At 70.7% G+C, this 19,545-nt stretch carries 12 protein-coding genes; 7 read left to right on the top strand and 5 right to left on the bottom strand.

What is annotated here, in order from left to right; all coding sequences use genetic code 11:
• Positions 1-12: 12 nt before the first annotated feature.
• From ABNQ38_RS11730 to ABNQ38_RS11710, 5 genes are read left to right on the top strand one after another with little or no spacing between them, the layout of a single operon-like run.
• A complete protein-coding gene (locus ABNQ38_RS11730; protein WP_377807010.1) occupies positions 13-2,583 on the top strand; it encodes a cellulose biosynthesis cyclic di-GMP-binding regulatory protein BcsB in 2,571 nt (856 codons plus the stop codon).
• Positions 2,580-3,638 carry a glycosyl hydrolase family 8 gene (locus ABNQ38_RS11725; protein WP_377807009.1) on the top strand — a complete coding sequence of 353 codons (1,059 nt, stop codon included), beginning with the start codon at positions 2,580-2,582 and terminating at the stop codon, positions 3,636-3,638. The genes ABNQ38_RS11730 and ABNQ38_RS11725 overlap by 4 nt, the downstream gene beginning before the upstream one ends.
• Positions 3,635-5,461 carry a hypothetical protein gene (locus ABNQ38_RS11720; RefSeq protein WP_377807008.1) on the top strand — a complete coding sequence of 609 codons (1,827 nt, stop codon included), beginning with the start codon at positions 3,635-3,637 and terminating at the stop codon, positions 5,459-5,461. Before ABNQ38_RS11725 ends, ABNQ38_RS11720 begins: the two co-directional genes overlap by 4 nt.
• 40 nt (positions 5,462-5,501) lie before the next feature.
• A complete protein-coding gene (bcsN, locus tag ABNQ38_RS11715) occupies positions 5,502-6,170 on the top strand; it encodes a cellulose biosynthesis protein BcsN (protein ID WP_377807007.1) in 669 nt (222 codons plus the stop codon).
• 13 nt (positions 6,171-6,183) lie between these two features.
• Entirely contained in the window at positions 6,184-7,869 is a 1,686-nt protein-coding gene (locus ABNQ38_RS11710; protein ID WP_377807006.1) for a tetratricopeptide repeat protein, read from the top strand.
• A 7-nt stretch (positions 7,870-7,876) separates the two neighbouring features.
• Here ABNQ38_RS11710 and ABNQ38_RS11705 read toward each other — a convergent pair whose 3' ends face one another.
• The 3 genes from ABNQ38_RS11705 to ABNQ38_RS11695 all read right to left on the bottom strand — a co-directional run bounded on the left by ABNQ38_RS11705 (position 7,877) and on the right by ABNQ38_RS11695 (position 14,232).
• Complete coding sequence (locus ABNQ38_RS11705; protein ID WP_377807005.1) at positions 7,877-11,353, bottom strand: indolepyruvate ferredoxin oxidoreductase family protein; 3,477 nt, start codon at positions 11,351-11,353, stop codon at positions 7,877-7,879.
• 171 nt (positions 11,354-11,524) lie between these two features.
• Positions 11,525-13,162 carry a GMC family oxidoreductase gene (locus ABNQ38_RS11700; RefSeq protein WP_377807418.1) on the bottom strand — a complete coding sequence of 546 codons (1,638 nt, stop codon included), beginning with the start codon at positions 13,160-13,162 and terminating at the stop codon, positions 11,525-11,527.
• Positions 13,163-13,311: 149 nt separating this feature from the next.
• Positions 13,312-14,232: a LysR family transcriptional regulator gene (locus ABNQ38_RS11695; protein WP_377807004.1), complete on the bottom strand. Its 921-nt coding sequence runs from the start codon at positions 14,230-14,232 to the stop codon at positions 13,312-13,314.
• 122 nt (positions 14,233-14,354) lie between these two features.
• Here ABNQ38_RS11695 and ABNQ38_RS11690 point away from each other — a divergent pair, with 122 nt between their 5' ends.
• Positions 14,355-15,011: a DsbA family protein gene (locus tag ABNQ38_RS11690; RefSeq protein WP_377807003.1), complete on the top strand. Its 657-nt coding sequence runs from the start codon at positions 14,355-14,357 to the stop codon at positions 15,009-15,011.
• Positions 15,012-15,041: 30 nt separating this feature from the next.
• Positions 15,042-15,977 (top strand): MBL fold metallo-hydrolase, encoded by a 936-nt coding sequence (locus tag ABNQ38_RS11685; RefSeq protein ID WP_377807002.1) that lies wholly within the window; start codon positions 15,042-15,044, stop codon positions 15,975-15,977.
• A 28-nt stretch (positions 15,978-16,005) separates the two neighbouring features.
• On the opposite strand, the gene ABNQ38_RS11680 is transcribed toward ABNQ38_RS11685, so the two are convergent.
• Positions 16,006-16,887 (bottom strand): DMT family transporter, encoded by an 882-nt coding sequence (locus tag ABNQ38_RS11680; RefSeq protein ID WP_377807001.1) that lies wholly within the window; start codon positions 16,885-16,887, stop codon positions 16,006-16,008.
• Between the two features lie 23 nt (positions 16,888-16,910).
• The gene (locus ABNQ38_RS11675) at positions 16,911-19,490 is read right to left on the bottom strand and encodes a cation:proton antiporter (RefSeq protein ID WP_377807000.1); all 2,580 of its coding nucleotides are present in this window, start codon (positions 19,488-19,490) and stop codon (positions 16,911-16,913) included.
• Positions 19,491-19,545: the final 55 nt, after the last annotated feature.

The raw sequence follows: 19,545 nt of genomic DNA, 5'->3' as shown, positions 1-19,545 counted from the left end.
CCACGGACGTTGTTGGCGGCCCTGAGCGCGCTGCTGTCGCTGTGGATCGGCCTATGCGCCGGCTGGGCGGCGCCGGCGCTGGCCGCCGACCGCCGGGTGATCCCGCTGTCGAACCTGCGCGACGGCCAGCCGGAGGTCACGCTGCATGGCGAGACGGAGACGGTGGCGCTGCGCGCCGTCCTGCCGCCGGTGATCGGGCTGACCAGCGCCGTGCTGACGCTGACCTACGAGAACGGCATCGACATCCTGCCTGAAAAGGGGTCGATGTCGGTCTTCATCAACGGCTCTCCGGTGGCGGACCTGCCGCTGGCCGCCTTCCGCGGGCCGGTCAACGCCTCCATCACCCTGCCCGGCAGCCTGATCCGCCCCGGCGAGAACCAGATCGTCTTCCAGACCAGCGCCCAGCACCGCGCCATCTGCACGGTCCGCGGCACCTACGATTTGTGGGCGCGGGTCAACCTCGCCGCCTCGTCGCTGACGCTGATGTCCGACGGCGGCGTGCCGGAGCCTGACCTCGCCATGGTGCGCCAGCTTCTGGCCTCCGCCGACCGGGCGCGGGAGCCGCTGGCCATCGTCCAGCCCGGCGGCGAGATCGATGCCGATCATCTCGGCTGGGGCTCCATGGTGGCGCAGTCCTACGGCCTGCTGCTGGGCGACCAGACCCCGCGGGTGATGGCGGTGCCGGTGAAGCCCGCCGGCAACCCTCCCACCAATCCTCCTGGCAATCCCCCCGGCAATCCCGCTCCGACTCTGGAAAGCCTGCCGCTGCCGGGCGGCAAGAACATCCTGATCGGCACCCGCGACCGCCTCGCTCCCCTGCTGGGCGAAGCGCGGGCCGCCGCCATCGGCGGACCGTTCCTGGCCGTCTATCCCTATGCCGGCCCGTCCGCCGTCCCGTCCGCCGCCAACAAGGGCGGTCCGGAAGGAAGCGGCGCCGGCGGTGGCGGATTCGTCGCCGTCGCCTCGGGACGGACCCAGCAGGAGGTCGATCAGGCGGTGATGCGGCTGGCCGACGTGACCCGGCCGCTGCCGACCCAGACCGCGATGATCGTCACCGACGCGGCGGTCCCGGCCGCGCCGCCGGCCGTGCCGGTGCAGGTGGAGGGACGCTACCGCCTGTCGGACCTCGGCTTCCAGACGGTGCAGCACAGCGGCTACCGCTACACAGGGCGCTTCGGCCTGACCCTGCCGGCCGGCTTCGCCCCGGTCAGCGACCGGTCCATCCTGTTTCACGTCAATGCCGCGTTCGAAGGCAATCTCGGCCCCGGCGCGGTGCTGAACGTCCGGGTCAACGGCAAGTCGGCCGGCGCGATGGAGGTCGACAAGCGCTCCAGTGGCATCATCGAGAATGGCGAGATGCCGCTGCCGATGGCGCTGTTCCGTCCCGGCCCCAACCTGATCGAGCTGGAGGCGGAACTGCCGCCGGCCGGCGGCACCGACTGCGTCTTCGCGGTGCGGCGCCCGACCTTCACCCTGCTGGACAGCTCCAGCATCGAGATCCCCGGCTTCGCCCGTCTGGTCACGCTGCCGAGCCTGGGCGGCTTCGCCAACACCGCCTTTCCCTATGGCGGCACCGCCGGGGGAGAGCAGGCGCCGCCCTTCGATCTCGTCGTCGTCGGGCGCGACCCCGCCTGGTTCGGCGCCGCCTGGAGCCTGACCGCCAAGCTGGCGCAGCGGGCCGGCGACCTGATGGCGGTGGTGCCCTACACCGGCTGGGACGGGCTGCCGAACGACAACGCGCTGATCGTCGGCCCGGTCGCGGCGCTGCCGCAGGCCGTCTTCACCTCGGCCCCGCTGCCGGCCGACCGGCTGGCCGGTCTGCTGGAGGCCGGCGCCCTGATCGCCCAGGCCAAGGCCCGCGGCGAGCCGATGGCCGCTGCCGACCGCCGCGCCCTGGCCGACCGGCTGCGTCTGGGCTGGTCCGGCAGCAATGCCGCCCGTTCGGGGCCGGCGCGGCCGGGGGGCGTGCCGCAGGGCATGGGGCAGCAGATGGGTGCCACGGGCTCGGCGCTGGCCGCCGACGGCGGTGCGGCCAACCGCTGGCAGCGGATGGCGGGCGAGGCCAAGGATCCGGCCGCAACCGGGCGCGGCTGGGTGCCCGACTGGGCGCGCCGGGTGATGGCGGCAGCGGCGCGCTATATCAACAGCTGGACGGTGGAAGAGGCGCCGGTCGACGTGGTCGCGCTGACCGAGAATGCCGAGACCCTGCCGGAGGCGGCGCTGCTGCAATACCGCGCGCCGGGTGCCGAGCCGCTGACCTGGACGCTGCTGACCGCGGCGGATCCGCGCGCCGTCGACCGCGCCATGCGCAGCCTGGGCGATGCCGGGCTGTGGGACAAGCTGCGCGGCGGCGGGGCGCTGTGGAGCAGTGCGGCGCCGGCAATCACCACGCTGGAGGTGTCGCGTCCCTACCAGATCATTCTCAATCCCTTTGACATCGGCAACCTGATCCTGATTCTGGCCCGCAACCTGTCGCAACGGATCGAGCTTCTGTTCGCCCTGCTGCTGGGGACGGCGGTGGTGCTGACGGTCAGCATGCGCCTTCTGCTGAAGAGCGGGCATCGGGAACGGAGCGGGTCATGACGTCCCCTGTCGGAACATCGCGGCGCGGCATGCTGGTCGGAACGGCCGCCCTCGGACTGGCTGCGGCGGTGCCGGGCGCCTTGCGCGCGGCCCCCTATGACGGGGCGGCGTGGCGCCGCTATGCCGAACGCTTCCTGCTGCCGGAAGGCCGCATCGTCGACACCGGCAACAAGGGCATCAGCCATTCCGAAGGGCAGGGCTACGGCATGCTGCTGGCGGTGGCGGGGGGCGACCGCGCCGCCTTCGACCGGCTGTGGGGCTGGACCCAGCGCGTGCTGATGGTGCGCGGCGACGGGCTGGCGGCGTGGCGCTGGACGCCCGACGGCGGGGTTGCCGACCGCAACAACGCGTCGGACGGCGACATGCTGATCGCCTGGGCGCTGCTGCGCGCCGCCGAGACCTGGCAGGCGGAGGCCTACCGCACCGCCGCCGCCGCCATCGTCAAGGCGCTGGCCGCCGGGGTTCTGGTGGAGCAGGCCGGGCTGACCGTGCTGCTGCCCGGACGCGACGGCTTCCGCAAGGGCGAGACGCTGGTCCTCAACCCCAGCTACTGGATTTTTCCCGCCATCCGCGCCTTCGCCGTTCTGCCGGGGGGTGAGCGCTGGGGCAAGCTGTCGGACGCCGGGCTGGTCCTGCTGTCGAAGGCGCGCTTCGGCGGTTTTCAGCTGCCGCCGGACTGGATGACCCTGGACGCCGCCGGAACGGTGGGCATCGCCGACGGCTTCAAGAAACAGTATGGCTACGACGCCGTGCGGGTGCCGCTCTATCTGGCGATGGACGGCTATCGCGATCCCTATTATTTCCGTCCCTTCGCGACGCTGGCGACGAAATTTGGCGGCTCGGCGGTTCCGGCCACCGTGTCGCTGCCGGGCGGCACCACCACCCAGGTGGCGGCGTCGGTCGGCATGCTGGCGGTCTACCGGCTGGCCTGCAAGCTTGCCGGGGCCGGCGACGCCGTGACGGTGCCGCCGCTGGCGCCCGACGAGGATTATTACTCCACCACCTTGGCCCATCTTTCCGCGCTGGCGGCGCAAAGCCTGGGGATCGATCCGTGACCCGTCCTCTCCTCCTTTCCGTCCTTCTCCTCGCCGGCATCGCCGCGGCTGATGGGTCAGATGCCTGGGCGCAGTCGAACGGCGGCGCGCGGGCGCTGGCTCCCGGCGTGAAGGTCGAGGTGGCGCCGGCTCCCGGCAGCGGCTCCGCCCCCGCCGCCGGCAAGGTGGACGAGACGGCGCTGCGCTATTACGCCCGCATCGGCGACGGCGAGCGGATGGAGGCGGAGATCGCCCGCCTGCGCGCGCTCGACCCCGGCTGGGAACCGCCCAAGGACCTGTTCGCGCCGCAGCCGACCGCCGCCGGCGTCGACGAGACGCCGTTCTGGAATCTGATGTCCGCTGGCAAGGTGGCGGAGGCCCGGGCCGCCATCGCCGAGCAGCGGCGCAAGTCGCCGTCCTGGCAGCCGTCGGACAAGCTTTTGCAGGAACTCGAACTGGCCGAGAGCGCCGGGCGCATCCGCTCCGCCAGCGACACCAAGCGCTGGCAGGAGGTGGTCGATGCCGCCGCCGCCCAGCCGGAGGCGGTGGCCTGCAACCGGCTCGACAATGCCTGGCGTCTGGCGGAGGCCTATGCCGAGCTGAAGCAGACCGACCGCGCCTTCGACACCTACAAGACCATTGTCACCACCTGCCCCAAGGCGAAGGAGCGGCGCGACACCATCTTCAAGGCGTCGCGCCATCTCAGCCCGGAGCGGCTGCGCGAGCTGTCGGCGCTCGGCGCCACCGCCAACCCGGCGACGGGGGAGGATTACTCCGCCGTCCGCAGCGCCGAGGCGGAGCTGGAGACCGGCCGTCTGCTGGAGCGCTTGGGGAACGCCAAGCCCGGCGCCCTGTCGGCGGGCGACCTGTCGCGCGTCCAGGGCATCGTCCGCGACAAGCAGGACGCCGACGGCGCCATCGCGCTCGGCTGGTATTTCCAGAAGCAGAAGAATTACGCCGAGGCGCAGAGCTGGTTCACCCAGGCCAATGAATGGACGCCGTCGGACAAGGCGGCGGAAGGGCTGGTGCTGGCCTACAACGGGTTGGGCGACAAAGCGCAGGCCCGCGCCGCCGCCGCCCCGTGGAAGGGCAAGTCGAGCCGCATCGATCAGGCGCTGAAGGCGGTGGATCCGCCGCGCGGCCCCTCCGGCGCCGGCGGCGGACGCAGCGCGCCGCAGGGTCCGAGCGAGCTTGACCGCGCGCTGGCCCGCCACGACTTCGCCGAGTGCCTCAGCGTCATCCGCAGCACCATCGCACGAAGCGGCCCGACCGCCTCCCTGTTGCAGCAGCGCGGCTGGTGCCTGCTGGAGCTGAAGCGCCCGTCGGAAGCCGAGGCCGCCTTCGCCGAGGCGCAGACCCTGGCTGCCCGCGAACCTGCCCGCGAACCCGCAAAAGGCGGTGCGTCGGCCGCCGGAAAGCCGGGCAGCCGGAGTCCCGCCGCATCGGGCCTGCCGCAGACGGCGACGCCGGCCCAGGAGAACGCCTATGGGCAGGCCATCGCGCGTCTGGCGACCGGGGACGTGACCGGTCTGACCCGCGACCTGCCGCGCGCCAATCTGACCGCGACGCAGCGGGCGGAAATCCGCGCCTCGCTGATGGCGACGGAGGCCGGCCGGGCGCTGGAGGACAAGCGCTACAACGACGTGCTGCGCCTGCTCGACGCCCGCAAGGAGCTGGAGCCGGAGCCGCGGAACCTCGGCATCGTGCGTGGCTGGGCGCTGTACAACCTGATGCGCTTCGACGAAGCCTACGTGCAGTTCAAGTCCATCGATGACCGGCTCAGCACCGAGGAATCGCGCGAAGGCCTCTCCACTGCCTGGAAGACGATCTACCATGACTGGTAAGGAAGCCCCGATGGCCGTGATGCGGATTGCCGCGACCCTCATGCCCCGGACCGCAGGGCGCGCCGCGCTGTGGGCGGCGCTGGCGGCGGCCACGCTGTTGACCTCCGGCTGCGCCGGCTGGGTCCGCGACAACCTGACCCAGTCGGCCACCCCCTGGCGCCGCATCCAGCCGGCGGCGCTGCCGGTGACCCTGCCGGAAAGCCGCGACTTCCCCATCGTCGCCGCCCGCATGCGCGACACCGGCGCGGTCTACAAGACCTACAACGTGGCGCTGGGCAACCCGACGTCGCTGGCCGGGGAGAACCGCCTGACCGTCGACGTGCAGACCCTGCCGGACAGCCTGTTCGGCGCCCTGGTCCAGCCGCCGCGCGTCTTCCCGGTGCCGCTCTACACCATGGAAACGCTGACGGTGACGACCCGGCGCGAGTTTCCCGACATGAAGGTGAAGGTCGCCGACGGCGCCCGCCGCAACCGCTACGGCGACTACGACTACGCCACCGCCCAGGACGCGGTGAACAGCTGCGTGCTGGCCTGGCAACTGATCACCGACCACAAGCGGATGCTGCCGGAACGGATCGAGGCGGTTCGGCTGGAATACCGGGTCTGCGGCGTCGGCTCCAACATCCGCGCCCTGCTGGCCCCCTTCGACGGCCTGACCCTGACCCTGCCGGAGACGATCCTGGAAGCGCAGGATCTGGGAGGACTTTAGGAGCACGCCCGCGATGACCACCGTATCCGAAGCCTTGCGCATCGCCGTCGGCCTCCACCAGGGCAACCGGCTGGCCGAGGCGGCGGACATCTACCGGAAGATCATCCAGGCGGCGCCCGAGGTGGCCGATGCGTGGCATCTGCTGGGCGTGCTGCATCACCAGTCGCGCGAGCATGCCGATGCGGTGCGGCTGATCGGCGAGGCGATTGACCGGGATCCCCTGTGCGCCGCCTACCGCGACAATCTGGGATCGGCGCTGCGGGCAACGACGCAGGCGGCCCGGGCGGCCGGCCAGCATCGGGCGGCGATGGCGCTCGACCCCGCCTGGGTCAAGCCGTTCGGCAACCTCGCCGGCGCCTTGACCGACCTTGGCGATAGCGGCGGCGCGGCGGAAGCGCTGGGCCGGGCCCTGCGGCTGGCGCCGGACAATGACGGCTACCTGCTGCGGCTCGGCGACTGTCTCTATGCCCAGGATCGCACCGCGGAGGCCGAGGCGCAGTACCGGCGGCTGGACGCGCTCCAGCCCGGCCGGCCCGACTGCCTGTACCGGCTGGGGCTGTGCCGGCTGGCGGCGAGCCGGGTGATGGGCGTCGCGCTTGCCGATGCCGGCCGGCTGGTCGACCGGGTTGCCCTGGCCGAGGCCATCGCCGCCTTCGGCCATGCTGCCGACGGCGGCCATGGCGATGCATGCCGGAACCTGTTCGGGACGGCGGTCGTCGCGGTTCAGACCGGCGTGATGGACGACGCAACGCTGGAGCGGGCCGCCGCCGCCGCCCGTCGCCGGCTGATGGCGGAGCCGCGCGACAGCGTCGCCCTGTCGGTGGTCTGCTACGCCCTCTACCGGCGGCAGCGGCTCGCCCTTGCGGAGCGCTATTTCCGCAAGTTCGCCCGCCATTGGACGGCGGAGGAGATCGCCGCCGATTTCGAGATGCTGCTGTGGTCGATGGTGCGCGGCGGGTCGGCCTTCTTCGAAGCGCTGGCCGCCGAGCCGCCGCACTGCTTCGCCCGCGCCGCCCGCCGCATGCCGGTGGCCGCGAAGTCCAATGACCGGCCGATCCTGCTGGTCGGCTGCGACGGCGACTATTGGCGCCGCTTCGGCGCCGGCTTCCTTGAGACATGGCAAGGCAAGGCCGCGTCCTGCGCCCTGCATGTCCATGTCGTCAACCCGCCGGCCGACATCGAGGCGGAGCTGATGCGGCTGGCGCGGGCGAAGCAGTGCGGCGGCCTGCCGCTGTCCGTCTCCTTCGAGACCGTCGATCTCAGCGCCCTGCCGGAGCCGGTGCGGCTGACCTATTACGCCTCCGCCCGTTTCGCGGTGACGCAGCAGCTTTTGCGGGCGGGGGCCGGGCCGGTGATCCAGATCGATGTCGATGCGCTGCTGCTCGCCGATCCCGGCCTCGCCATGGCGGCGTGGCCGTCCTGGGACGTCGCGGTGATGCAGGACCGGCGCGGCCGCGGGCCGACCCGCGATTTCCTCGCCGGGTTCCTCGCCTTCAACCGCACACCGGCGGCGCAGCGCTATCTCGACCTCGTCGTCGGCTATATCGGCCGGCATTTCGACGAGGGCCGGGCCTTCTGGGGGCTGGATCAGGCGGCCCCCTACTGCACCTACGACCATCTGCTGCGCAGCGGCGGAGCGCCGGCCCTGATCCGCTTCGACTTCGAAGCCTTCTCCTTCCTGCATTTCCTCGAAAAGTAAGGCGTCCTCACGCCGCCTGCGCCGTCCGCTCCCGCAGCCGCTGCTCCAGCGCCTGCCAGCGCGGCTCGACCGCCTCCAGCGCGCGGTGCTTGACCGGGCCGAAGCCGCGGATCTCCTGCGGCAAGGCCGCCAGTTCAACCGCGGTGGCGAGCCGGTCGGCCGTCAGCCGCTCGGCGATCTCCGCCACCGTCGCCTCGTAGCGGGCGACCAGGGCGCGTTCCATCTTCCGCTCCGCCGTGTAACCGAACGGGTCGAGCGCCGTGCCGCGCAGCCGTTTGCAAGCCGCCAGCCCGCGGAACACCGGCAGGATCCAGGCGCCGAGCGCCATCTTGCGCGGCTCGCCATAGCCGTTGGTGTCGCGTGACAGCAGTGGCGGGGCGAGGTGGAAGACCGGCTTCCAGTTGCCGTCGAAACGGTCCTTCAGGCTTTTGGCAAAGGCCGGATCGCTGTGCAGGCGGGCGACCTCATACTCATCCTTGTAGGCCATCAGTTTGAAGGCGCTGCGCGCCACCGCTTCGGCCAGCGCGGTCGATCCGGGGGCGACGCGGGCCTCCGCCTGCCGCGCCCGCTCCACCAGCGCGCGATAACGGTCGGCATAGGCGCGGTCCTGATAGTCGGTGAGGAACGCCGCCCGCCGCTCCACGATGCTGGCCAGATCGGTGGCCGGCGCCTCATCCTCCGCACCCAGCGTCGCCAGCAGCTCCGGCCGGTGTGCGGCGAGGCGGCCGAAGGCGAAGGCGCGCAAATTGGCGGGCACGCCGGTGCCGTTCAGCTCGATGGCGCGGGTCAGCGCCTCCAGCCCGACCGGCAGCAGGCCCTTCTGGAAGGCGACGCCCATCAGGAAGACGTTGGCGAGGATGCTGTCGCCGAACAGCGCGGTGACCACCCGGTTGGCGTCCACCACCTCCACCCGCTCGGGTCCGGCGGCGCGGCGCAGGGACCGCAGCAGCGATCCGCCATCGGGCAGTTTGCTGCCGTCACGGGTGAAGGCGCCGGTGGGGGCGACATGGGCGTTCGCCACCACCCGCGTGCGGCCGAGCCGCACCGTCTTCAGCGCGTCCGGCGAGGCCGCGACCACCGTGTCGCAGGCCAGCACCAGCTGTGCCTGCTTCGGGTCGATCCGCGCCTGATTCAGCCGTGCCGCGTCGCCCGCCACCCGCAGGTAGCTGTAGACGGCACCGCCCTTCTGCGCGAAGCCCATGAAGTCGAGCACCGAGGACGCCTTGCCCTCCAGATGCGCCGCCATCGCCAGCACCGCACCGATGGTGACGACGCCGGTGCCGCCGACGCCGACGATGAGGATTTCTGCTGGGTCGTCCGTGCTGGAAAAATGCGGCAGCGGCAGCGCTGCCAGATCGTCGGCGAAGCGGGCGGCGACGCTGTCGGGGTTCGGCTTGCGCAAGGTGCCGCCAACCACCGAGACGAAGCTGGGGCAGAAGCCATCGGCGCAGGAATAATCCTTGTTGCAGCTGGACTGGTCGATCTGCCGCTTCACGCCGAATTCGGTCTGCTTGGGCTGCACCGACAGGCAGTTCGACTTCTTGCCGCAATCGCCGCAGCCTTCGCAGACCAGATCGTTGATCACCATCCGGCGCGCCGGGTCGGCCATGGTGCCGCGCTTGCGCCGGCGGCGCTTCTCGGCGGCACAGGTCTGCTCATAGACGATGGCGGTGACGCCGGGAATCTCGCGCATCTCGCGCTGAACGGCGTCCAGCTCCTCGCGGTGATGCACGGTGGTGAAGGGCGCAAGGCCGCTGCGGCTGTCGTACTTCTCCGGCGCGTCGCTGACCACGGCGATGCGGGTGATGCCCTCCGCCGCCAGCTGGCGGGTGATGGCATCGACGGAGATCGGGCCGTCCACCGGCTGGCCGCCGGTCATGGCGACGGCGTCGTTGAACAGGATCTTGTAGGTGATGTTGATCTTGGCGGCCACCGCCTGCCGGATCGCCAGCAGGCCGGAATGGAAATAGGTGCCCTCGCCCAGATTCTGGAAGATGTGCGGGCGCTTGCTGAACGGCGCCTGTCCGATCCAGCTGACCCCCTCGCCGCCCATCTGGCTGAGGCCGACCGTGTCACGGTCCATCCACGACGCCATGAAATGGCAGCCGATGCCGGCCATCGCCTTGCTGCCCTCCGGCACCTTGGTCGAGCTGTTGTGCGGACAGCCGGAGCAGAAATAGGGCGTGCGCGGCAGGGCAGGAGCGGCGGGCGCCTCGCCCGGCAGCAGATCCGCCAGCCGGGCGGAGAAATCACGGTCCGGGAAGCGGTGGCGGATGCGCTCCACCAGCGCCTTGGCGACGATCCAGGGGCGCAGTTCGCCGGTGGCGGGCAGGAGATGCGCGCCGAACTCGTCGGTCTTGCCGACGACGGCGCGCGGGCGCTCGCCGGCCGGCAGGTGGAACAGCAGGTCCTTCAGCTGGCTTTCGACGACGGGGGCCTTTTCCTCGACCACCAAGATTTCCTCCGCCCCCCGCGCGGCGGTCAGCGCGAAGTCGGGCTCCAGCGGCCAGGACAGGCCGATCTTGTGGACCGACAGCCCGATCTCCGCGGCCTCCGCCGGGCCGATGCCCAGCAGGCGCAACGCCTCCATCAGGTCGAGATGCGCCTTGCCGGTGGTGACGATGCGCAGCCAGCCGCCACTCCCTAGTACGCTGCGGTCGATGCGGTTGACGCGGGCGAAGGCCTTCACCGCCGCGACCTTGGCGGCCAGCCGCTCCTCAATGGCGAGGCTGGGCAGGTCGGGCCAGCGGTAATGCAAGCCCCCCGGCGGCGGATCGAACGCCACCGGCAGGAAGCCGCGCTCCAGCGACGGCAGCCGGACGGTGGCGGAGCTTTCGACCGATTCCGAGATCGCCTTGAAGCCGACCCAGGCACCGGAAAACCGCGACAGGGCATAGCCGTAGAGGCCGAAGTCGAGATACTCGCGCACGCCCGACGGGTTCAGCACCGGCATCGACCACGCGATCATCGCAAGGTCGCTCTGGTGCGGCATGCTGGAGGACACGCAGCCATGGTCGTCGCCGGCCACAGCCAGCACCCCGCCGCGCGGCGAACTGCCATAAGCGTTGGCATGCTTCAGCACGTCGCCGGAGCGGTCCACCCCCGGCCCCTTGCCGTACCACATCCCGAACACGCCATCGACGGTGGCCTCGCCGGAGGATTCGACCTGCTGGGTGCCCATGACGGCGGTGGCGCCCAAATCCTCGTTCACGCCGGGGACGAAGGTGATGGCGTTGGCATCAAGATGTTTGCGCGCCTGCCACAGCGCCTGATCCAGCCCGCCCAGCGGCGAGCCGCGATAGCCGCTGACGAAGCCGGCGGTGTTCAGCCCGGCCCGCCGGTCGCTTTCCGCCTGGAGCAGCAGCAGACGGACCAGCGCCTGGGTGCCGGACAGATAGACCTGGCCCTCGGCCCGGCCATAGCGGTCGTCCAGGCGATAGCTCCGGTCGATCTCCGCCTGTTCCGCCCGCAGGCCTTTCGGCATGCCGTCCATCTCTCGTCCCCTCGGATTTCTTTTCTGGGGACAAGTCTGCGCCTTTCGCAGGCAAATGATTTTGCGGGTTGGCCGGGGATCGGGGGTGTTCGGAAAATCCTGTTGCGGATTGTTGGTCGAGTCAGCGAAATTTTTGCGCGGGATCGGCGCGTCCGGACGGGGTTACCCCCGCAGGGAGGCGCGGCGGTCGTCCCGCATCAGGGCGGCACCGCGCTCGGCGATCATCACCGTCGGCGTGTTGGTGTTGCCGGAGGTCAGCGTCGGCATGACCGAGGCGTCGATCACCCGGAGGCCGCGCACGCCGCGCACCCGCATCTCCGCATCGGTGACGGCGGTGGCATCGTCCTTTCCGCCCATCCGGCAGGTGCCGACGGGGTGGAAGATGGTGGTGCCGATGTCGCCGGCGGCCTGCGCCAGCTCCTCCTCGGTCTGGAAGCTGGGGCCGGGCTTGTATTCCTGCGGGTGGTAGGGGGCCAGCGCCGGCTGCGAGACGATGCGCCGGGTCAGCGCCAGCGCCTTGGCCGCCTTCGCCCGGTCGGCCGGATCGGACAGGTAGCAGGGGGCGATGGCCGGGTTGGCACGGTGATCGGCCGTGGTGATGCGGGTCCAGCCGCGCGACGCCGGGCGCAGGTCGCAGACGCTGGCGGTGAAGGCGGGGAAACCGTGCAGCGGATCGCCGAACTTCTCCAGCGACAGCGGCTGCACATGATATTCCAGGTCGGCGCTCCCGACCTCCGGCGACGATTTGGCGAAGACGCCGAGCTGGCTGGGCGCCATGGTCAGCGGCCCCTTGCGGAACAGCGCATATTCCAGCCCCATCATCGCCTTGCCGAACAGGTTGCCGGCCCGCTTGTTCAGCGTCACGATGCCGTCGACCTTGTAGATCATGCGCAGTTGCAGATGGTCCTGCAAATTGGCGCCGACGTCCGGCGCATCCAGCACCACCGGAATGCCGAGCGACTTCAGATGCGCCGCCGGGCCGATGCCGGAGCGCTGGAGGATCGCCGGGCTGCCGATCGACCCGGCGGCCAGCACCGTCTCGATCTTCGAGACCGCCCGCGCCGGCTCGCCCTTCACGGTGAAGCGGATGCCGGTGGCGCGGCCGTCGGCGATCTCCACCCGGTCGATGGCCGCATCGATGACCAGCTTCAGGTTCGGGCGGTCGAGGGCGGGGCGCAGGAAGGCCTTGGCGGCGCTCCAGCGGATGCCGCCCTTCTGGTTCACCTCGAAGCTGCCGACGCCCAGATTGTCGCCGCGGTTGAAATCGTCGTTGCGGGGAATGCCGACCTGCCGGGCCGCCTCGGCGAAGCGGTCGAGCAGGTCCCAGCGCAGCCGCTGCCGCTCCACCCGCCATTCGCCGCCGCTGCCATGCATCTCGTCGGCGCCGCGCCAGTAATCCTCGCTGCCCTTGAAGACCGGCAGAACCTCTTTCCAGCTCCAGCGGCTGTCGCCGGTGAGGGCGGCCCATTCGTCGTAGTCGCGCGCCTGCCCGCGCATGGCGATCATGCCGTTGATCGACGAGCAGCCGCCCAGCACCTTGCCGCGGGCGTAGTGGATGCTGCGGCCGTTCAGCCCCGGCTCGGCCTCCGTCTTGAAACACCAGTCGGTGCGCGGGTTGCCGATGCAGAACAGGTAGCCGGCGGGGATGTGCAGCCAGATCCAGCTGTCCTTGCCGCCGGCCTCCAGCAGCAGGACCGAGACGTCGGGATCGGCCGACAGCCGGTTGGCCAGCACGCAGCCGGCCGTGCCGCCCCCGGCGATGATGTAATCGAAGCTGCCGAAGTCGAGCACGCCTGCCATCCCGTCCGCCATCCGCGTCCCTCCCGAGGGATCTGTTGATTTGTCAGGCATATTAGATTGCTGACCGGGCGGACGATCCAGCGAAATTTCGCCGCAGCAGGATCCGGCGCTGTGGACTCCCCGGTCTCCCGCCCGCTCACTCCACCCTCTTACCCGGCCATCCGCCGCCGCTCGCGCTCGGTCAGCAGATCGACGAAGGCCCGCACCTTGGTCGGGCGGAAGCGGGCGGCGGGAAAGACGGCATGGATGCCTCCCGGCGGCAGGCTCCAGCCCGGCAGGAGGCGGACGAGGCGGCCCGACGCCAGATCGTCGGCCACGCAGTAATCCGGCAGGACCGACAGCCCGGCTCCCTCGCGCACGGCCTCGCGCACGGCGAAGGTGGCGTCCAGCGCGATGGATGCCCGCGGCGACACCGTGCGCACCTCGCCGGTCGCGGCGGTGAACTGCCAGCTCAGCGGGTTGCGCAGCACCGTGTTGGCGACGAAGGGCAGGGCGGCGATGTCGTCCGGCCCGGCCTCGTTGTCACCTCCCTCGCCCATCCGGGCGGCCAGGGCCGGGGTGCCGACCAGAAGCTGGCGAAAGCTGCCGAACTGGCGGGCCTGGAGGCTGGTGTCGGCCAGCCAGCCGACGCGGATGGCGAGATCGAAGGTCCCGCCGACGAGGTCGAGCGACTGGTCGGACAGGGCCATGTCGGCCTTGCAGGCAGGGTGGGCGGCGACGAAGGCGGCGATGGCCGGCACGACGACCGCGACCCCGTAATCGAAGGGGGCGGTCAGCCGCAGCAGACCGGAGGGCACCGCCGCGGTCTCCGCCAGCTCGCCGAAGGCATCCTCGGCCTCGCGTAGGATCACGACGCAGCGGCGGTGGAAGGCCATGCCGGCCTCGGTCGGCCGCACCTTGCGGGTGGTGCGGACCAGCAGGCTGGCGCCGACCTCTTCCTCCAGCTTCGCCACCTGCTGGCTGACCACCGCCTTGGTGATGCCCAGCCGCGCCGCCGCCGCGGTGAAGGACCCGGTCTCCACCACCGCGGCGAAATAGGCGATGCGGTTCAGATGCCTGGGGTCGCTCATCGGGCGCCTGACGATTGTTTGCCGATGGCATACGATATGTCGGTTTTGTGCCGGCTACCCAGCACAATCGGCTGCGGGTAAGGTCATCGCCATCGCCCAACCGCCAGCCACGGATGCTGTTCATGAGCCGGACCAGGACCGTCACCTATCTGTTCGACCCGCTCTGCGGCTGGTGCTACGGCGCTTCGCCGGCAATCGCGACGCTGTCGGAGGTCGGGGATCTCGCGCTGGAACTGCTGCCGACCGGCCTGTTTTCCGGCGCGGGCGCCCGGCCGCTGGACGACGGCTTCGCCGCCCATGCCTGGGCCTACGACCAGCGCATCCACGCCCTGACCGGGCAGGTCTTCAGCGAGCGCTACCGCACTGGCGTCCTGGGCGACCGGAGCCAGCGGATCGACAGCGGTCCGGCAACGCTGGCCCTGACGGCGGTCGCGCTGACCGCGCCCGACCGCGAGTTCGCGGCGCTGGCCGCCATCCAGTCGGCGCGCTATGCCGACGGGCTCGACATCACCGCGGCGGCGACGCTGGCCGACATCCTGGCCTCTCTCGGCCTCGATGCTGCCGCTTCCCTTTTCGCCGAGGGGGCAGCCGAGGGGATGGGGGAGTTGACGGTCGCCGACGCCGCGCGGGTGGAGCGCGGCCGCCAGCTGATGGCCGCCTACCGCGCCAGCGGCGTGCCGACCCTGCTGTTCGACGACGGCTCGCACCGGCGCAAGCTCGACTCCGAAATCCTCTTCTCCAAGCCCGGCCGGCTGGCCGCCATTCTCGGCGCCGGCTGACTGCCAACACCCGACCCTAGGACATCGACGATGATCACACGCAGGGACCTCCTTGCCACCGCTGCGCATGCCCTGACGCTGGCGGGGGCCGCCACCCTTCTGGCCCCGGCCGGCGCGCTTGCCGCCGCGGCAACCCCGACGGCTGGCCCGCTCCGCTGGCAGGCGTTTCCCGCCGGGGAGGGCGGCTTCTTCCGGTCTCCGGTCCTGCTGTCCGGCGACAGTGAGGCGATCCTGATCGACGGCGGCTTCACCCTGTCCGACGGCAGGGCGCTGGCGGATGAGATCAGGGCGGCCATAAAGACGACCGGCAAGCGGCTGACCGCCATCTATGTCAGCCAGAGCGACCCCGACTATTATTTCGGCCTGGGTCCGGTGAAGGCGGCCTTCCCCGATGCCCGCGTCATCGCTGCCAGCGCCACCGTCGAGGCGATCAAGGGCAATGTCGAGAAGAAGCTGGCGGTCTGGGGGCCGAAGCTGAAGGAGAACGGCCCGCAGACGCTGGCCGAGGTGGTGATGCCGCAGCCGTTCGACGGTGAGTCCCTGACGCTGGACGGCCAGACCGTCGAGATCGTCGATGCCCAGGGGCTGCCCAACCGCCGTTACCTGTGGGTGCCGTCCTTGCAGGCGGTCTTCGGCGGGGTGCTGGTGTTCTCCGGCCTGCATGTCTGGACCGCCGACACCCCGACGGCGGAGGCGCGGGCCGCCTGGGTGAAGGCGCTGGATGCCATGGCCGCCCGCAAGCCGGCGGTGGTGGTCGCCGGCCATGCCTCACCGGGTGCGGTGCCCGAGGCGGCAGCCATCGCCCACACCAGGGGCTATCTTCTGGCTTTCGAGGAGGAGCTTGCCAAGGCGAAGACCAGCGCCGAGCTGATCGCCGCCATGACGCGGCGCTATCCCGTCGCCGGGATGGGCATCGCGCTCGACATCGGTGCCAAGGTGGCGACCGCCGAGATGAAGTGGGGCTGAGGACCCACCGTCTCCCGCCGCCCCTGTCTCACTTCCGGTTCACCAGCGCCACGCCGCAGACCGCCACCGCCATGCCGGCCAATGCTGCGATGCCCAGCTTTTCGCCGAACAGCATCCAGGCGACCAGGGCCGTCACCGGCGGGGTCAGGTAGAACAGGCTGGCGACCTTGGCCGCCGCCCCGCGGCGGATCAGGGCGAACAGCAGGAAGATGGCGCCGACCGACAGCACGAAGCAGAGCCACAGCAGGGCGAAGATGAACTCGCCCGTCCACTGCACCTGCATCGTCTCGGTCAGCGGGGCGACCACCGCCAGCACGACTGCGGTGGCGGCATACTGGATGGCGGTACCACTGCGCAGATCCATGCCGCCGCCGTGGCGCTTCTGGTACAGCGTGCCGAGCGTGATCCCGACCAGCGCCGCCATGGCATAGCCGATGCCGATCAGATGTTCGGCGTCGACCGACAGCTTCTCGCGCACCACCAGCCCGACGCCGGCAAGGCCCAACAGCAGCCCGACCCATTGCCGGCCGCTCACCCGTTCGCTCAGCAGCGGGCCGGACAGGGCGGCGGTCAGCAGCGGCTGGATGCCGACGATCAGCGCGGTGACGCCGGCCGGCAGCCCATGGGCGATGGCGAGGAAGACGCCGCTCAGATAGACGCCATGCACCAGCAGCCCGGCCAGCGCGATCCGCCCGGCGGTCGCCCAGTCCTTCGGCCAGGGCGCCCGGCTCGCCAGCGCCACCAGCGCCAGCACCACGGCGACCAGCCCCAGCCGGATCAGCAGGAAGGTCAGCGGCTCCACATAAGGCAGGCCGTATTTCGCGCCGATGAAGCCGGTGCTCCACAGCAGCACGAAAAGGCCCGGCATCAGGCGCAGCCAGCTCTGGCCGCCCGTCGCGGTCCCGCCCATTGTTCAGATCCTTCCCCGTCCGGTCAGCTCACCGCCGGAACGGCCGGAGACGACTGGGTCGGCTGGCGGCGCGCTTCGGCGACCGCCTGGATGTGGGACTGCAAATCCGCGTCCTTCTGCACCAGCCGGCGGAAATCCTTCTCATCCAACACCAGCAATTGGCAATAGCCCAGCGCCCGCACGTCTGCATTGCGCCGCTGGCGGGACAGGAGCGCCATCTCGCCGAAGAAGTCGCCGGTGCCGAGCTTCACCGGCTCCGCCAGCATCGGCACCAGCACCTCGACGGCTCCCGACGCGATGAAGAACATGGCGTCGCCGCGGTCGCCCCTGCGCACGATGGTCTCGCCCGGCAGCGCCAGCTGGGCGCGCAGCAGCGTGGCGATGGTCGCCACCCGCTCCGCCGGCAGTTCGGCGAACAGCGGCACCCGGCGCACCAGCTCCGCCACATCGAAGCGGACATCCAGCTTCGGCAGCCGTTCCAGCACCCGGCGCCGCTGTTCCAGATCGCGCTCCAGGTCGGTCAGCACCTCCTGGCTGATGATCGATTCGGCGTGCATGGCACGGTATTCGGCATGCTCCAGCCGCAGCGCGGCCCGGCCGACATAGCGGCTTTGCAGCACCACGGCATAGTCGGGATATTGCAGCTTCAGGGCCGACAGCGCCTGCTCGACGATGCCGAGCCGGCCGACCAGCATGCCCTCCAGCACGAACGCCACCTCCTGGCCCAGCACGCGGGCCAGCCGGTCGCGGGTGAAGGCCAGCAGCTCGCGCAGCACCGTGCGCACGGCGACCAGCACCTCGAACCGCATCGACAGGCGCCGCGCCAGCGGGCCGTGGATGCCGAAGCGGCGTTGCAGCCAGCTGGCGGTCCGCATCCAGGGGGAGAAGGCGATGAACGGCTCCTCGAAGGCGCGATAACCGTTGCGGCCCTGGCTCTTGACCGCATCGAGCAGGCGCCCGCTGCGGCCGGCCAGCATCTCCATCACCGCGCGCGACACCACCCCTTCGGAGAAATGGGCGTAATAGAGTTCTTCCTCGCGGTTCACCAGGATGACGAGGCCGATGGTGACGCGGTCCTCGTCGGTCAGCTTGGCCTCTTCCTGGCTGTCGCGGTCGATCTTCTTCAGCCGCTCCTCGTAGCGGGCGATCATCACGTCCTTGACCGCGCCGTCGACCTCATAGGTCTGGGCGACGGCGGAGACGCGGTCGCGGATGCTGTCGGTGGACAGCGCCAGCGCCCGGTTGCGCATGGCGCGCTCCACCGGCGTCAGCTCGTCAAGCTTCAAGAGGCGGATCAGCCAGCGCAGCGTGGTGCCGTTGACGAACAGCGTGACGAAGACGAAGCCGGTCACCATCACCGCGATGAAGCTCTGGAGCTTGTCGGGCACCCGGAAATTCTCGGTCACCGCCAGGGCCAGCGTCAGCGACACCGCCCCGCGCATGCCGCCCCACAGCATCACCGACTTGTAGGAATTGCTGACCTTCTGCGCCAGACCGGCCCAGGACAGCACTGGCAGCAGCCCGAACAGCACCACCGCGCGCGCGGCGAAGGCCGCCAGCACGACGACGATCACCAGCCCGACCTCCGCCCAGCCGGCGTCGGCCATCAGGCGCGGCACCAGGATGGCGGTCAGCAGGAAGATCATGGAGTTGGCCCAGAAGCCCAGCTGCTGCCAGACATGCTCCATGGCGCCCCAGGTGGCGGGGGAGATGCGGGTGCGCCCGACCGACCCGATGACCAGAGCCGAGGTCACCGTCGCCACCACGCCCGACGCGCCGACATAATGGTCGGCCAGCACATAGGACAGGTAGGCCAGCGCCACCGTCAGCGTGATCTCCGCCATCGGCTGGTTGCGCACCGGCTCCACCAGCATGCAGACGATGCGGCCGCAGACATAGCCGGTGACGACACCGCCTGAGAAGTCGCGCAGGAAATCCACCGCCGCCGCCGCCGCCCCGCCGTGGGAGGTGCGCGTCAGCATTTCCAGCAGCAGGGTGAAGAGCGCGATGGCCGCGGCGTCGTTCAGCAGGCTCTCGCCCTCGACCAGCGTGGTCAGCCGTCTCGGTGCGCCGAGGTCGCGGAAGATGCCGATCACCGCCGCCGGGTCGGTGGAGGCGACGATGGCGCCCAGCAGCAGGCAGGCGACCAGCGGCAGCGGGGTGAACAGGTTGACGGCATAGCCGACGGCGAAGGTGCAGACGAAGACCGCCACCACCGCCATCAGCAGGATCGGCCCCAGATCCTCGAACAGCCGCCGCACATCGACCGCCAGCGCCGTTTCGAACAGCAGGATCGGCAGGAAGACATGCAGAAGCACGTCGGACGAGATGTCCAACTCGGCCAGCGAATTCAGGAAGTCGTGCAGCGGATCCTTGCCCGGCCCGGCGAAGGTCTGGATCACGGCCCCCAGCGCCACGCCGACGCCGGCCAGCAGCACCGTGTAGGGCACCTGGAAGCGGGCGGCGAGCGGCGGCAGGAAACTGACGAGGGCGAGAAGCCCGGCAACGCCGAGGACTTGGATGACGATGTCGTGCATGGTTCCACGGAACGGCTGCGGCGTGGGCTGCACGGTATCGCCGCACTGTGGCGGGGGCAAGGCCATGGGCCGCAGATTCCTGCGGCAAAAATGGTCCGCAGCGATGCGCCGGCCGCCAGCA

It is taken from the genome of Azospirillum sp. A29, assembly GCF_042604625.1.
GTDB classification, from domain to species: domain Bacteria; phylum Pseudomonadota; class Alphaproteobacteria; order Azospirillales; family Azospirillaceae; genus Azospirillum; species Azospirillum palustre.
This window is presented reverse-complemented; position numbering and strand designations above follow the sequence as displayed.